The sequence below is a fragment of the Microcoleus sp. S13_B4 genome, assembly GCF_036700885.1.
Classification (GTDB): domain Bacteria; phylum Cyanobacteriota; class Cyanobacteriia; order Cyanobacteriales; family Microcoleaceae; genus Microcoleus.
In genome coordinates this window covers 73,158-86,623 of sequence record NZ_JAUBPU010000002.1, presented here as the reverse complement: position 1 = coordinate 86,623, position 13,466 = coordinate 73,158, and the positions used below count along the sequence as shown (strand labels likewise).

The 13,466-nt window shown below is 47.5% G+C and carries 10 protein-coding genes and 1 pseudogene; 2 read left to right on the top strand and 9 right to left on the bottom strand.

All coding sequences use genetic code 11. The features are described 5' to 3' along the window. Together QT994_RS02010 and QT994_RS02005 are read right to left on the bottom strand one after the other, a co-directional pair. A pseudogene (locus tag QT994_RS02010) lies at positions 1-926 on the bottom strand (hypothetical protein); the annotation flags it as partial. 618 nt (positions 927-1,544) lie between these two features. Then, complete coding sequence (locus QT994_RS02005; RefSeq protein ID WP_333171381.1) at positions 1,545-3,653, bottom strand: GAF domain-containing protein; 2,109 nt, start codon at positions 3,651-3,653, stop codon at positions 1,545-1,547. Positions 3,654-3,968: 315 nt separating this feature from the next. On the opposite strand from QT994_RS02005, the gene QT994_RS02000 reads away from it, so the two are divergent. Then, entirely contained in the window at positions 3,969-4,880 is a 912-nt protein-coding gene (locus QT994_RS02000; protein ID WP_333171380.1) for a pantothenate kinase, read from the top strand. A 107-nt stretch (positions 4,881-4,987) separates the two neighbouring features. Here the strand turns inward: QT994_RS02000 and QT994_RS01995 are convergent, their stop codons facing one another. The 3 genes from QT994_RS01995 to bcp all read right to left on the bottom strand — a co-directional run bounded on the left by QT994_RS01995 (position 4,988) and on the right by bcp (position 6,959). Beyond that, positions 4,988-5,794: an alpha/beta hydrolase gene (locus tag QT994_RS01995; RefSeq protein WP_333171378.1), complete on the bottom strand. Its 807-nt coding sequence runs from the start codon at positions 5,792-5,794 to the stop codon at positions 4,988-4,990. 158 nt (positions 5,795-5,952) lie between these two features. Beyond that, positions 5,953-6,408, bottom strand: coding sequence for an NUDIX hydrolase (locus tag QT994_RS01990; RefSeq protein WP_242715913.1), 456 nt, complete (start codon positions 6,406-6,408; stop codon positions 5,953-5,955). A gap of 77 nt (positions 6,409-6,485) precedes the next feature. Next, entirely contained in the window at positions 6,486-6,959 is a 474-nt protein-coding gene (gene bcp, locus QT994_RS01985; RefSeq protein WP_333171376.1) for a thioredoxin-dependent thiol peroxidase, read from the bottom strand. A gap of 465 nt (positions 6,960-7,424) precedes the next feature. Between bcp and QT994_RS01980 the strand changes: the two genes are divergently transcribed. Next, positions 7,425-7,616, top strand: a complete 192-nt coding sequence (locus QT994_RS01980; RefSeq protein ID WP_190738786.1) for a hypothetical protein — start codon at positions 7,425-7,427, stop codon at positions 7,614-7,616. 98 nt (positions 7,617-7,714) lie between these two features. Here the strand turns inward: QT994_RS01980 and argH are convergent, their stop codons facing one another. From argH to ftsY, 4 genes are all read right to left on the bottom strand, one after another. After that, a complete protein-coding gene (argH, locus tag QT994_RS01975) occupies positions 7,715-9,100 on the bottom strand; it encodes an argininosuccinate lyase (protein WP_333171375.1) in 1,386 nt (461 codons plus the stop codon). Positions 9,101-9,388: 288 nt separating this feature from the next. Continuing rightward, positions 9,389-9,625, bottom strand: coding sequence for a hypothetical protein (locus QT994_RS01970; RefSeq protein WP_333171372.1), 237 nt, complete (start codon positions 9,623-9,625; stop codon positions 9,389-9,391). Next, a complete protein-coding gene (locus QT994_RS01965) occupies positions 9,615-11,105 on the bottom strand; it encodes a PP2C family protein-serine/threonine phosphatase (protein WP_333044410.1) in 1,491 nt (496 codons plus the stop codon). Before QT994_RS01965 ends, QT994_RS01970 begins: the two co-directional genes overlap by 11 nt. A 577-nt stretch (positions 11,106-11,682) precedes the next feature. Further along, the gene (ftsY, locus tag QT994_RS01960) at positions 11,683-13,443 is read right to left on the bottom strand and encodes a signal recognition particle-docking protein FtsY (protein WP_333171369.1); all 1,761 of its coding nucleotides are present in this window, start codon (positions 13,441-13,443) and stop codon (positions 11,683-11,685) included. Between the last annotated feature and the right edge of the window lie 23 nt (positions 13,444-13,466).

Below are 13,466 nucleotides of genomic sequence, written 5' to 3'. Positions count from 1 at the left end.
GAACTTGCCGAACCGTCAAGAGTCTGGTAGTTAATCGATGCAGCCGCCGTGCCACCGGTGCGAGTAACGTTAATCGTAGCCACGCCGCCTTCAGCCACGGTGTAATTCGGTTGGGCGAACTGGAAGAGACTTGGAGATGTCGGAGTCGGCGTCGGCGTCGGTGTCGGCGTCGGCGTCGGTGTCACATCAATGCCTTGATATTGAATACTCCGCACTAGGTAGTCGGAACTATCGGTTCTGGTGGAGGTAGCGAGGTAGGCAGCGGTGGGGCTATCGTAGGGTTTGGCCTTGAACCGCAGTTCGTCAAAAGCAACGCTAGTGGAATTTGCTTGTATCTGGAATGTGAAATTGCCATCGTCACGATCGGCAATGAAAGTCACTCCATCTGAAGACACACCGATCGGTTTTGGAGTGATCGGAGCGTTGACGCGAGTGATCGTAAAATTGCTGGCCGATACCTCCGCCCCATTATTCCACAGTTGCAGCAAACCAACTTCATTACCTTGATCGTTCAGTGTAGTAGAACTTGATTTGGGAAGTAATCCACTCAGGCCGATCGTGGCGCTAGTAATGTCTTTGTTATCTGCCCATTTCACCTTCAGCGTCTGAGATTGATTGGTGTTGGGGTTATGGTTGATTTCTGCCCGAACTTTAGTGACATCGGTGAACCAACCAGGATAATCACCTAGGACACCAATACCAGCGGGAGCGCCGTAGCTCAACCAGCTTTTAGGGTTATCGTTCGTTGCTAAGGTGAGGTTGCTGATGGCAGTAGGGTCAGTGTAGTTCGTTTCAAAGCCATCAAAAGCTATCCCAGACAGTTGGATGCCTTGATTCTGGGCGGCAGTAGGCCATTGTGTAATTAGGTCACTGACATTGCTGTAATTAGTGGTTGTACCCAAAGAACCAGTGAATGAAGTAGCCATAGCTTCTCCTTTGATGATGAGTGATTAAGGATTAGAAGTGACGGAAAACCAGAGGTGGGGCTTTGTTGTAGCGATGGGTCACTGCAAGAAAAATTTCCTCATACGTGCAGGTAAATCAAGTAAAAATGCTTGCCCCATAAGCATCTTAAGGCATTACTGCCCCCGAGCGAATGTTGAGTGTAAATAATTACACCTACTTACACATATTTACATAGATAGGTCTAACTTTCATCATCAATAAGTTTTATCCGGAAAAATTGCGATCTTTTTTTCAGCCCTATAAAAAGCGGGTTTTCCACATCTGTAGAGGAGAGCTTAAATCCCAGATTTCGCCCCCCAAGAGGCAGCTTCCAGTGATTCAACGGGCAAAAGTGAATCAGGAGAGACAATTATGAGTAAAAATACTTAGAAATTTATCTGTCCAAGCATCACCCAGTTGGGAATTTCTGAAAATTGAGGTTCTGGCGTAAGTTAAATCTGATTCCATTAAAAATGCGATGGCAAAAAAACAAATTTATTGCCGATCCGTAATGTGATTGACGATCGCTAAAAGATATCAAATGGGTTCTATACTACTGCCAGAGTGACAAAATAGGGTTAATCGGACTAAAGCAGAAATTATGCACTTATCCCCCTCTGATTTGTCAGCGGCAACTCTACAATAAACTCAGTTCCTTCGCCAACCTGGCTGACGCAACTGATCTTGCCACCGTGAGCTTGAACAATTACCTGATAGCAAACTGAAAGTCCCAAACCCGTGCCTTTCCCGACAGGTTTAGTAGTAAAAAACGGGTCAAAAATCTTGTCTTGAATTTCTGCAGGAATGCCAGTTCCCGTGTCGCGGACAGAGATTGTTACCCAGTCCGGCTCGCTTTGCCAACTGCGGATGGTTAATTCCCCCGGTTTGCTCGTTGACTGGAGCGCGTCTAAAGCATTGTCAATCAAATTATAAAATACTTGGTTGATTTGACTGGCATGACATTGAACGGGCGGCAAACTGCCGTATTGCTTGTCTATTTTGATATGGGTTTTTAGCTTATTTTGCAGCATCAAGAAACTGCTTTCTAAACCTTCATTCAAATCTACTGGTTTTAATTCAGCGTGATCTAAACGAGAAAAATTTCGCAGCGTCATCACGATCGAGCGAATTCTCCCGCTTCCTTCCCGCATTGAATTGAGCAGTTTACCAAAGTCTTCTCGAATGTAATCGAGTTCTAGTTCTTCATTGATTCTGACAAGTGCCTCCGCTGCTTCGGGGCAGGCATTCCCGGCGAGTTCTAAAGCTTCGTTCAAGGCTTTAAAATATTCTTGAGCGTGAAACAAGTTAGCGTGGATGAAATTGTTGGCGTTGTTAATTTCGTGAGCAATTCCCGCTACCATTTGCCCCAAACCTGACATTTTTTCGCTTTGAATCAATTGCTGCTGCGCCGATCGCAATTCTTCTAACGCAGCCTGCAATTGCTGGGTTTGAGCTTGAGATTTTACCGCAGCATCTTGGACTTGGCTATAAAGTTCTGCTTGCTGAATGGCGATCGCCATTTGGTTGGCTATCTGGGATAGCAACTCCATTTCTTGCCACTGCCAATTGCGGGTATCCCGGCACTCGTGAGCAATCAGCAAACCCCACAGCCTACCGGGAAATTTAGGATTATAGCTGGCCGCTGTTTCGGGGGAACTTTCTTCAGTTCTCGATGTAACAATCGGCACTATCAGATTAGCTTTTACCTGCAAACGGTCTAAGAAATCAACGTGACAAGGCTCTAAACCAGCATTAAAAATATCATTAATGGCTTTGACTCGCCCTTGCTGGTAAAGATCGGCGTAATCTCCCCGGAAACACTTATCCGCCCCCATATCTCCTAAAATTGAAGGCCAAGGGATGACCATATCTTCAACCACAACTTTTCCTTGCCAGTTGTCTTGAAACTGATAGATGATTACTCGATCGCACTGCAACATCTGGCGGACTTCTCTCACCGCTGTTTGTAGGATCGTTTCTAGATCTAGGGTACTGCGAATTTGGTTGCCGATCAGCCGCAGCAGCGATTCTCGTTCGGCTTGGCGTCTGGTTTTGCTATAGAGTTTGGCTTGATTAATCGCGATCGCCAATTGCGATCCTACCCCTTCTAAAAGCTGCCGTTCCCAATCAGTCCATTCACGTTCGCGATCGCACTGATGCAAGCCAATTATGCCATTCACTTGACCTTGATAGCGAGTAGCTACTGCCAGCATTGACTTAATCTCCAAAGCTTCGGCAATTTTTCGGGTTTGTGGGTTTAATCCCGGAAAATCGAGAAACTTCGTCACTGCTAGCGACTCTTGCTGAGACACGACGGCAGCCAAATGCGGGTTGTCAGTCATCGGTACTTTCATACCAAGTTGAATCGGATAGTCCCCCACGTTGTACTCTCCGCGCGTGACTAAAGTTTTTTCTGTATTTGATTCTTTGACTAAAATGCTCACGCGACTGCACTCTAACGCTTGCCCCAGCAATCGGCAGGCCGATGTCAAAATTTCTTCTATGTCAAGTGTACTGCGAATTTCGTTATTAATTTGGTTCAGCAAGTTTGATAACTGAACTTGCTGCTGCATCTGCACGATTAGAGCTTTTTGTTGGTCTACTTCCTGCAGCGAAAGACTTTCTTCCTGCCTCCAGTTTTCAGATTCAGGCAACCGCGAAGTTACTCTTTGCCAGGGGTTTTCGTGTTGTTGTATTTTTAAAGACATATTTACTCAGGAGTTGTACAGTATTTTGATTGAGTCTGGTTTTTTAAACCTATGCTAACCCCGCCAACAGCCCCATCGCAGCTACCAGGACTTTTGGAATATCTTAAGACATTATAAAGGATGCAGCCTGAGCAAAGCAATTATTTGCTTTACAAATATTTATATTTATCAAGTAGGCGCTCTGCAGGGGAAAATACTAATTGCCGCGCGCCCAGGAACTTGGTCAGATGTCAAATAGAGTTAACCGCCCGGTTAAGCGAACAAAATTAATCTAAAATCTATCTTTAGTTCAATGTTTGCGCGCGCTCGATCAATATGGAAAACTCAATTACCGACAATTTTCGTTCGCCAGCAACCAGCGACAACATTACTTCTGGATGGAAAGGTAAAGGCCAGATTAAAATAGCTTTGGCGATCGGCAATTCTCGGCTGCACTGGGGATTATTTGCGGGCAAAACCCTGGAGAAAACATGGGATACACAGCATCTCAATGCTGATACTGTTTCCCCGCTCTCCGAGCAGGAAAAGGCAGAATATTTGGTGCAAACAGTAATGAGGTCGATCGAGGAAGTATCTTCTCAAAATCTCCTTTGTCTTCCTGCTACTCCCCCTTTTTCTAGTCCTCACACACTTTCTTTAGTGCCCGTCCCTCTAATTTTTGCCTCAGTAGTTACCCAGCAAACAGCAATTTGGCAGAGTTATCCTGATGTCCGAATTATTACTTTAGACCAATTGCCGATCGGGGGACTCTATCCTACCCTAGGAATTGACAGAGCTTTGGCTGTACTGGGTGCTGGCAACCAATTGGGTTGGCCAGTTTTACTTATAGATGCTGGTACAGCTTTAACATTTACTGGGGTTGATGTCAATAGGTATTTAGTTGGGGGCGCAATCTTACCAGGTTTGGGTTTGCAGTTATCGTCGCTAGATAAAAAAACTGCTGCATTACCTTTAATCAATTTACCACAAAATTTGCCGCACCGCTGGGCGCAAGACACTGCTGGGGCAATTCAAAGCGGAGTTGTGTATATGACGGTGGCAGGAGTTAGGGATTTTATTGAAGATTGGCGGTGTTTGTTTCCTGATAGCAAAATTGCGGTCACAGGGGGCGATCGCACTATGCTTTTAAAATACCTCACCGCAGCCTTTCCTGATACAGCCGCAGGCTTAATTGACGCACCAGAGGCTATTTTTTGGGGAATTAGTCTGCTGACAGTTGACAGTTGACAGTTGACCCTTCGACTTCGCGATCGGGCAGCGCAGTTGACGGATGACTGTTAACTGTTAACTCTTACCAATGCCCAATGCCCAATTCCCCATGCCCAATTATCCATTCACTTAGCAAACTCACGAATATATTTAGCAACAACATCCGGGGCTTCCTGCGGCAAATTGCTTTCCCCCGGACTAACAAATTGCAGTTCAGCATTAGGAGCCAGAGCAGCATAGGATTGACACAGAGAGGAAGCTGCGGGAGTATCTTCAGAACCGTGTAACAGCAAAACAGGCGCTCTGAGCAAAGGCAAATTCTCATCAACTACCTCGGCTGTAATTTCAGCCCGCCGCCGCCGGAACAGCAACTGCACGGCAACTGGGGACTGCATCAACTGCTGTCTGAACTTTAGCATTCCGTCAATCTTTTTTTGGCTACCCAGCAACTTAGCAATTGGGTAGATCGATCGCAGCAACCAAAAAGCGAGGGGTGGTTGGCCGATCAGCCAGCTAGCCGTCTGCCACCGCCCCCGCCGGTTGCCAACCTTGACGCCTTCTGGGGCCAACAAAACCAAACCCTGAACTCGATCGGGATATTTGATAGCGTAGCTGGTAGCCACCCAACCACCGAGAGAGTGAGCGATTAAATAAACCTCTCGCAGTTTCAAAGTATCGAGGTATTGAGCGAGACATTCTACTTCCAAGTCGATCGAATAATGAAGATTCGGGCGTTCCGAGTCGCCAAACCCCAGCAAATCCGGTGCGAAGCAGTGGTAGTAGGGACTCAAATGTTCGATCGTCCTCAGCCACTGACTGCTGTCCTGCCAAGAACCGTGCAAAAATACTAAATTCGGGCCTTGACCGACTTCGTGCCAGAAGATTTGCCCTACAGAGAGTTTTACCCGAGAATTGCGTAGCGGTGAGTACATCCGGTTAAATATTTAGTAATAAAAAGATGATTAATTTAATCTTCAGAGATTGTGAATTAAAGTAGGAAAACATTAAAAATTAATTTCACAGTCATCACAGATAATTTTTGACGGCGAGGTAATTTCCGACTTTTCTCAAATTTGGATGCCCCGCCGATTTACGCCAAAGTTGTCAGGCCTTGAAAATAGTCCTGTAAGTGTTGGTCGTTATCGTGGCTGAGGGCGCCCTCCGGCAGTGATTCGGGCAAAAAAGCCTCAACCTCGCTGACTTCAAGCGTATCCTGAACTTGCATCTTTCCCTCTACCTCTGCTGCCACCACGATACAAATCGAGTGCAGGCGAGGGTCTCGATCGGCAGCCGAATAAACACCCACCAAGCGGCGGATTTTGACTAAATCGAGTCCAGTTTCTTCTGCTAATTCCCGCCGCACAGTTGTGGGAATATCCTCTCCCCAATCCACCATACCTCCCGGCAGTGCCCAGCGACCGTTGTCGCGGCGGCGAATTAACACAATTCGCCCGTCAGGCAATACGGGAATCACCGCAGTACCAGTGACGGGATGTCGAAAAATCAGTCCCAGCACAGTTTGTACAATTTGCCACAATCGACGCATAAACTCAAAAGCTTGTTTAGGGGAAAGTAATTTCAGGTTTCTTAGCTGGCAGCTCAAAAGTCTTAATTTTTAATTTTTCATTCAGGCGAGAGGTCTGGCAAGTCTGCTAATATCTCGGCTGCGTGAGTTTCTGGTTTGACTTTCCGATAAACCTTTTCAATCCTACCATCAGGGTCGATCGCGAAGGTCGATCGAGTAATTCCCATGAATTCTTTTCCCATAAATTTTTTGAGTCCGTAACAGCCGTAGGCGGTAGCAACTTCGGCGTTTAAGTCGCACAGCAAGGGAAAAGGCAGTTGATATTTAGCTGCAAACTTGGCGTGGGCCCCGGCCCCGTCTGTACTGACGCCGAGGACTGAAATATTGCGCGACTCGTACTCTGAGTAAATGTCGCGAAAGCCGCAAGCTTCTTTAGTACAGCCTGGGGTATTGTCCCGAGGATAAAAGTAAAGTACAACTCGCCGCCCTCGAAAATCTGCAAGGCTGACGACATTGCCTTGCGCGTCGGGCAGGCTGAAGACAGGAGCTATGTCACCAGGATAAATAGTCATTTGTCGTATTTTGTCAATAGTTTATAGAAATATTCGGCCAGAGCGAAAACATTGCGTCCTATCTGGCCCGCATTCCCAGCGACTTGAATCCGCGTGTTGTTTTTTCTGGGTCTTGTACCGGGTGTGCTATGATCGTCATCGGTCTAAAATTGAGTATAACTAGCCAACGTCAAAACTTAACTGGATTAGTTGAGTGCGTAGTCTCACCTAACGGTGTTGCGGTTTAGGAAAGCTAAATTTGAAGAAAACCTAACTACATAAAGAGAACTGATCAAGTACGGTATGGCATACCGGAATTTACGCTTGGGGAGAAGACACCTATATTTTGGCGGGAGAAATCCTGTCGTAAGTAAGTGACTTCGCTGAACCAAGAATCTCAGTCACCAAGAGTGCACAGAGTGTCAAACTTAAGAATCCCTGGGCGTGAAAGCCCGGGGACTGTCAATGTTTATTAGTGAGGTCAGAATGGCTAAGCGCCGCAATCTCAAGAAAGAGAAGGCACAACGAAATCAAGCATACGCTCGCAAGTTTCGCAAGCGGAGAAATCAAGATATGTTCTCCAACAAGAGAAGACGATTTGACGGCGGTAATGGCGGTGGCATGGGCGCCATGAGCGGTGGCGGCAGAGACAAAGACATGGCTGCTGCTGAAGATTAATTACTGAGGCTATCTGCCGAACTTAGAACCAGAGTGGAAAACACGATCGTTCTAAGGAGAGATAGCCAGCCGGAATTTGTCCAATAATTCAACGATGTTTAGGCGATCCGATCGCGCGCAGCGATAAGTGATTTTCTCACTTGTTCAAACCCGGTACCCCCGTAACTATTGCGAGCCGCCACCACTTGCTGAGGTGCGATCGCGCTGTAAATGTCTGTCTCAAAGGCTGGGTGCAAGTCTTTCCACTCCTCAAGTGTCAAATCTTTGAGGAGTTTGCCCCCCGAAAGGCAAGTTTTGACGACTTTGCCGACAAGGTTGTAAGCTTCCCGGAAGGGAACGCCTTTGGCGGCCAAGTAGTCGGCTACGTCGGTAGCGTTAGAAAAGTCTTCCGTAACTGCTGCGGCGAGGCGATCGCCATTAAACTCGATTCCTTCGCGCAACAAAATGGTCATTGCTTCCAAGCAACCCTGTACCGTTCTTACGGTATCAAACAAAGCCTCTTTATCTTCTTGTAAATCTTTGTTGTAGGCCAAAGGAAGTCCCTTCACTACTACCAACAAGGCTTGCAAGTTACCGAACACCCGCCCCGCTTTGCCCCGCACCAACTCCGGCACGTCGGGATTTTTTTTCTGGGGCATGATGCTAGAGCCCGTAGCGCAGCTATCTTTGAGCGTAATAAATCCAAATTCGTGAGAAGACCACAAAATCATTTCTTCTGACAAGCGGCTCAGGTGTACCATAATCAAGCTGGCACCAGCGAGAAATTCGATCGCAAAATCTCGATCGCTCACTCCATCTAAGCTATTAGCATAAACCTTGTCAAACTGCAATAGTTCTGCCGTATAATGTCGGTCAATTGGGAAAGTCGTCCCCGCCAACGCGCCACAACCCAAAGGCGAAACATTCACCCGCTTGCAGATATCGCCGAGACGTTCCCAATCGCGATCGGTCATTTCAAAATAAGCTAACAGGTAATGAGCCAAACTGATCGGCTGAGCGCGCTGCAAATGAGTGTAACCGGGAATTAAAGTTTCCACGTTACGATCGGCAAGATCGAGCAAAACCCCTTGAAATTCCCGCAATTGCTCACGAATTTCGGCGATGCGATCGCGCAAATACAACCGAGTATCAGTACCGGCTTGATCGTTGCGCGATCGGGCCGTGTGCAACTTTTTCCCCGCATCCCCTACGATATCCGTCAGCCGCTTCTCTACTGCGAAGTGAACGTCTTCTGCATCAACTCCCGGAACAAAAAGTCCTTGGCGGTATTCGCGGCGGATCTGTTCCAAACCATTGACTAACTGTTCGCCTTCTGCTGCGGAAATAATCCCGGTTTTGGCCAGCATTTTAGCGTGAGCGACAGAACCAGTCAAGTCGTACTCAATCAATTCAATATCGAAGCCAATACTAGCATTGAATCGGGCGATCGCCGGGTGCAGCGCCGATTCAAATCTTTGACTCCAAGTTTTTTGTTGTGTTGTCATTGCTCAAGCTAAAACTAGATTATATCTCTCTTGCAGAAGTCTATAAAAACCGGTTTGTAGCAAAGAATTTAGTCTTTCTTCCGGTTTGTAGCCAGGACTTTAGTTCTCCATCCCCAATTCGGTCATAAAAAACTCCTGTGCTGACTACAACCTTTTTATACATCTGTTGACCCTAAAAAACTGAAGTCTGGACTACAAAATTGTGAAACTTTTGCTGCATCAGAAAGAAGTGAAGTTTGGACTACAAACCTTTTAAATCCGTTACCGATACCTTCTTCGACAATATCTCTAACGAAAAATTCCTTTAAAGAACCAGCCAACAAAAATACCTATAAAAAAAGCTGCTATTTGACCGCTCGAAACAAAATGGTTCCAAGATTTCTGGAAATTCGTGAAGATGTCGTAGCTTTGACCCAAAATCACCGTACTCAAATGAGATTTCAAAACTAACACGTGAGCGACATCGTTCCCATTAATCGAACTGGTTAATCCAGCAGTAATTTCCGGCATTAAATTAACTATCATGGTGATTTTCTCCTGCTAAAGGTGTTACCCTAAGTACAACCAGTGTCATGTCATCTTCGTTACGATTGCCGATGCCGATAAACTGGTGTACGCGATCGAACAAATAATCCAAAATTTCTTCAGACTGCTGGTAATTTTGACAGGCCCACTGAAAAGCCGAGGTCAAGTTATCCTCATCAAACCGATCGCCCCTTTGATTAGAAGCATCGGTAAATCCGTCTGTGTAATAAATAATAGTATCTCCTGGCTGCAATTGCACTTGGGCTTCTTGGTAATGCGAATCAGCATCCAGGCCAATTAACATTCCCTCCAAAGTATCGAGCTGAACAATCGAATTAGTTGCAGCTTGCCACAGCAAAGGCGGGTGGTGAGCAGCATTGCTGTAAGACAAAACGCGAGTTTTCGGGTCATACTCCGAATAAAACAGAGTCACAAAACGGTGGGAATTTTCCAAATCCGCGTGCATAACCCGGTTTAAATGTTGCAAAATTCTAGACGGCGAGTGGCGGTTCAACACCTCCGCCCGCAGCATACCCCGTGTCATCGTCATCAACAGGCCAGCCGGTACTCCCTTGCCCATCACGTCGCCGATCACAATGCTCCAGCGGCCCTTGTCGATTTTGGACTTGAGATTTTTCATTAGGGAGGGGGGGTTTTCCCCCTCATTCTCCTTGCCGATCGGGTCATAGTCAGCGGGAATAAAATCATAATAATCTCCGCCGACTCTGCTAGCAGTTTGGCAGCGGGCGGCCACGTCAATACCGGGAATTTTCGGACAACTACGGGGTTGCAGCCGCAATTGAATTTCCGCCCCGATTTCTAACTCTCTGTCTAAGCGGTCTTTTTCCGCCAACTTAACAGTAAGTTCGTCTTTGCAAATAGCCACAGCGGTTTGATCCGCCACCAACCGAACTAATTTCTGTCTGCTGGGAGTCCAGAGATATTGCGGATCACTACTAAAAACATAAAGCCGCCCGCGTTCCAAATTGTTGACTAAAATTGGCGCCCCAAACAAATGAACATCCGGGCCCAAATAACGACCGACTTGCAGGTCTAGACTAGAAGTTTGCCCAGAGGTTTCGGAAAAAGATTCAGCAGCAGTAGCGCCCGCACCTGCTGTAGCTTGCCTGGTGGCGATTTCCAGCGCTTTTCGCATATCTTGGCACTGCCGTCCTTCCTGACAATGCAACTGCTGGAACCTGACTTGACCGTTGGGTTTGAACAGCACTAAAGCTCCCCCGTCGGCGTCCGTAACGCGAGTCGCCACCAAAGGCACCAACTCCAAAAATTGGTTGAGATTGTTAAAACTGCGGAGGGCAAATCCCAGCGAGCCCAACATATCTTGAACGTTGTGCTGGTATCGGTGCAAGCGCGCCACCAGTTCTTTGAGGGCAAATACTGGCGTCGCGTCGTTAGAATTGCGACTCGGTGGGCGGTCAGCAGGTTGAGGTGAGGGGCGAGGCAAAGGCACAGCAGTCATTTTTAATTTGTGATTTTCGATGTTAGACGGAGGAGAAATGATTGAGAACTTACGGGCCACTTGAACAGAAACCCGTTTTTTTTTTTCGAGCAAGTAGTTTGGTTTGATCGAGTAAGTTGGACACTCGGACATTGGTATCAACTTAAGTCTGAAATTTTTAAGAAATCTCGTTTATAGCTGAGTCTAGATTCCCCTAAACCCACGCCGCTGGCTTTACTTGGGGGAGGCCCAAGACCGCAGTGGCTCCTCTTAACAAGGGGGAGTTTGACCATTTCCTATCGCCCCCGACTATCAGGGGGGCGCCAAGGGGATCGGGAAGAATATGCAATCAGACAGCAGACTGTACTAAATTTGAGCTTAATTTGACACGCTTTGACTCGCGCTTCGATCCCAATAAAGCAAGAACAGGGCGAAGGTATTGTTTCTAGATATTTAGTTTTTTACTCGCCACCCGGTGGCGAGCGGCGCAAGTCCTGCGATGGTAGTTTGAGGTTAAGGATTTGAGATTTTGAGCCTCTGTATCCGCCTCCAAAAATCGGGACGACCACAGATACCTCATCAATCTAAAATCTAAAATCTAAAATCTAAAATCGAGTAGGGCTTCCACAAATTCGTAACTAGAAAACGGGCGCAAGTCTTCGATGCTTTCCCCGACTCCAATAAACCGGATTGGCAGACCGAGCTGCTGCACCACAGCTAGGGCAACACCACCTTTAGCAGAACCGTCGAGTTTTGTCAATACTACTCCGCTTAATTTGGCCGATTCTGCGAACACTTCTGCCTGTCGCAAACCATTTTGACCCAGTGTTGCATCCAAAACCAGTAGAGATTCTACGGTAGCGCCTGGGGCTTTCTTATCTACAATGCGACGGATTTTACTTAATTCGTCCATGAGATTTTTTTTGTTTTGCAGGCGGCCTGCGGTGTCTACGATCAGGAGTTCTGTGCCTCGGGCGCTGGCGGCGGCGATCGCATCAAACACGACAGCAGCCGGATCGGTATTTTTCCCTGGGTTGGCAATAATTTCGACGCCACTGCGGGAACCCCAAACTTTCACCTGTTCGACGGCGGCCGCGCGGAAAGTGTCGGCGGCGGCAATGAGGGTTTTGTAGCCGGATTTTTGAGCAATGTGCGCTAGTTTGCCGATCGTTGTAGTTTTGCCCGCACCGTTGACTCCTACAATCAACCAGATGTTAAAAGTGTCTTTTTCCGGGGCAAATGTCAGGCTGTAGGCGGGATTACCGGCGGCGGTTTCGGCACAGGGAGCGTCGAGAATGTCGCGCAGGATGGTTTTCAGGTAGGCTAGAGCCTTTTCTGGCGGCAGCACTTCTTGTTTGAGTCTTTCTTGGAGGCGACTGATAATGATGTCGGTGGCTGCGACTCCGACATCGGCTTGCAGCAGCAAAGTCTCAATTTCGGCTACTGCGTCTTGATTCAGCGGGCCTTGACCGACGATCGCCTTGAGCCGATTAATTAAGCTGCGACGAGTTCTTTCTAAGCCTTTCCGCAGTTTTTGCAGCCAACTTATTTCTTCGACTGATACTTGGTCTGGCCGACGGCCTTGACTGGCTAAGATTTCTGAGGACCACAGGAAGCCTTCGTCAAAGGCGAAACCGGGAATTTCTTCGATAATTGCGGCTCTCTCGGCGGCGGCTGCAATTACCTCTGGTTCTTCAAGGGCGGTTTCTTTGAGGCGTTCGATGCGCTCCATGCGATCGGCCTGAGCTCTGGCCCAAAACGGCAGGGCTTCCGTTGCTTCGCCGTCGGATGTGAGTGATTCGGTTTCTACAGCCTCGGTTGCAGGTTCGGCAATTACTATATTTTCTGCTGTAACTTCTAATTGTTGAGCAATAGGTGCAATGTCGATCGGCTCGGCTGTTGGTTGCAGAGTTTCTGGAATTTCTGCTGGGTTAGCGGCATCGAGTTGGATCGTCGCATCGTTAGCTTCAAGTGCGGCTGGTGCTGCAACTTCTGCAACTTCTGCAACAGTTGGTGCTGTGGGTGCTGGTTCAAGTTCGATCGGCTCCGTTGCTTCAATAGTCGTCGGTTCTGCAATTTCTGCAACTGTCGCGATTTCTGTGGAGGCTGCTGTCACCTCGGGCGCTGCTGTCTCGGAAACTTCTGTTTCGGGTTTTTGCTGTTTTTGAATATTTTTGTAAGCAGCTTTGGCCCAATTGAGATAATCTTCGGCTACCGCAGGAGAGCCTTGCTCTGTTGCATCTGTTTGAGGCTCAACCGGTGCGGATTTTGCCGACTCATCTTGCGGCTGTTCGGGGGTTGCCTCTGTTTCAGAAGATTTGCTTTCGCTGTACTGGCGACGAAACCAATTAAATACCATAGTTCATGGGGAATAGAGAATAG

What these genes read in the sequence shown, in the direction of transcription:
- QT994_RS02005 (WP_333171381.1), bottom strand. Translation starts at nt 3,653, where the DNA reads ATGTCTTTAAAAATACAACAACACGAAAACCCCTGGCAAAGAGTAACT.
- QT994_RS02000 (WP_333171380.1), top strand. Translation starts at nt 3,969, where the DNA reads ATGGAAAACTCAATTACCGACAATTTTCGTTCGCCAGCAACCAGCGAC.
- QT994_RS01995 (WP_333171378.1), bottom strand. Translation starts at nt 5,794, where the DNA reads ATGTACTCACCGCTACGCAATTCTCGGGTAAAACTCTCTGTAGGGCAA.
- QT994_RS01990 (WP_242715913.1), bottom strand. Translation starts at nt 6,408, where the DNA reads ATGCGTCGATTGTGGCAAATTGTACAAACTGTGCTGGGACTGATTTTT.
- bcp (WP_333171376.1), bottom strand. Translation starts at nt 6,959, where the DNA reads ATGACTATTTATCCTGGTGACATAGCTCCTGTCTTCAGCCTGCCCGAC.
- QT994_RS01980 (WP_190738786.1), top strand. Translation starts at nt 7,425, where the DNA reads ATGGCTAAGCGCCGCAATCTCAAGAAAGAGAAGGCACAACGAAATCAA.
- argH (WP_333171375.1), bottom strand. Translation starts at nt 9,100, where the DNA reads ATGACAACACAACAAAAAACTTGGAGTCAAAGATTTGAATCGGCGCTG.
- QT994_RS01970 (WP_333171372.1), bottom strand. Translation starts at nt 9,625, where the DNA reads ATGATAGTTAATTTAATGCCGGAAATTACTGCTGGATTAACCAGTTCG.
- QT994_RS01965 (WP_333044410.1), bottom strand. Translation starts at nt 11,105, where the DNA reads ATGACTGCTGTGCCTTTGCCTCGCCCCTCACCTCAACCTGCTGACCGC.
- ftsY (WP_333171369.1), bottom strand. Translation starts at nt 13,443, where the DNA reads ATGGTATTTAATTGGTTTCGTCGCCAGTACAGCGAAAGCAAATCTTCT.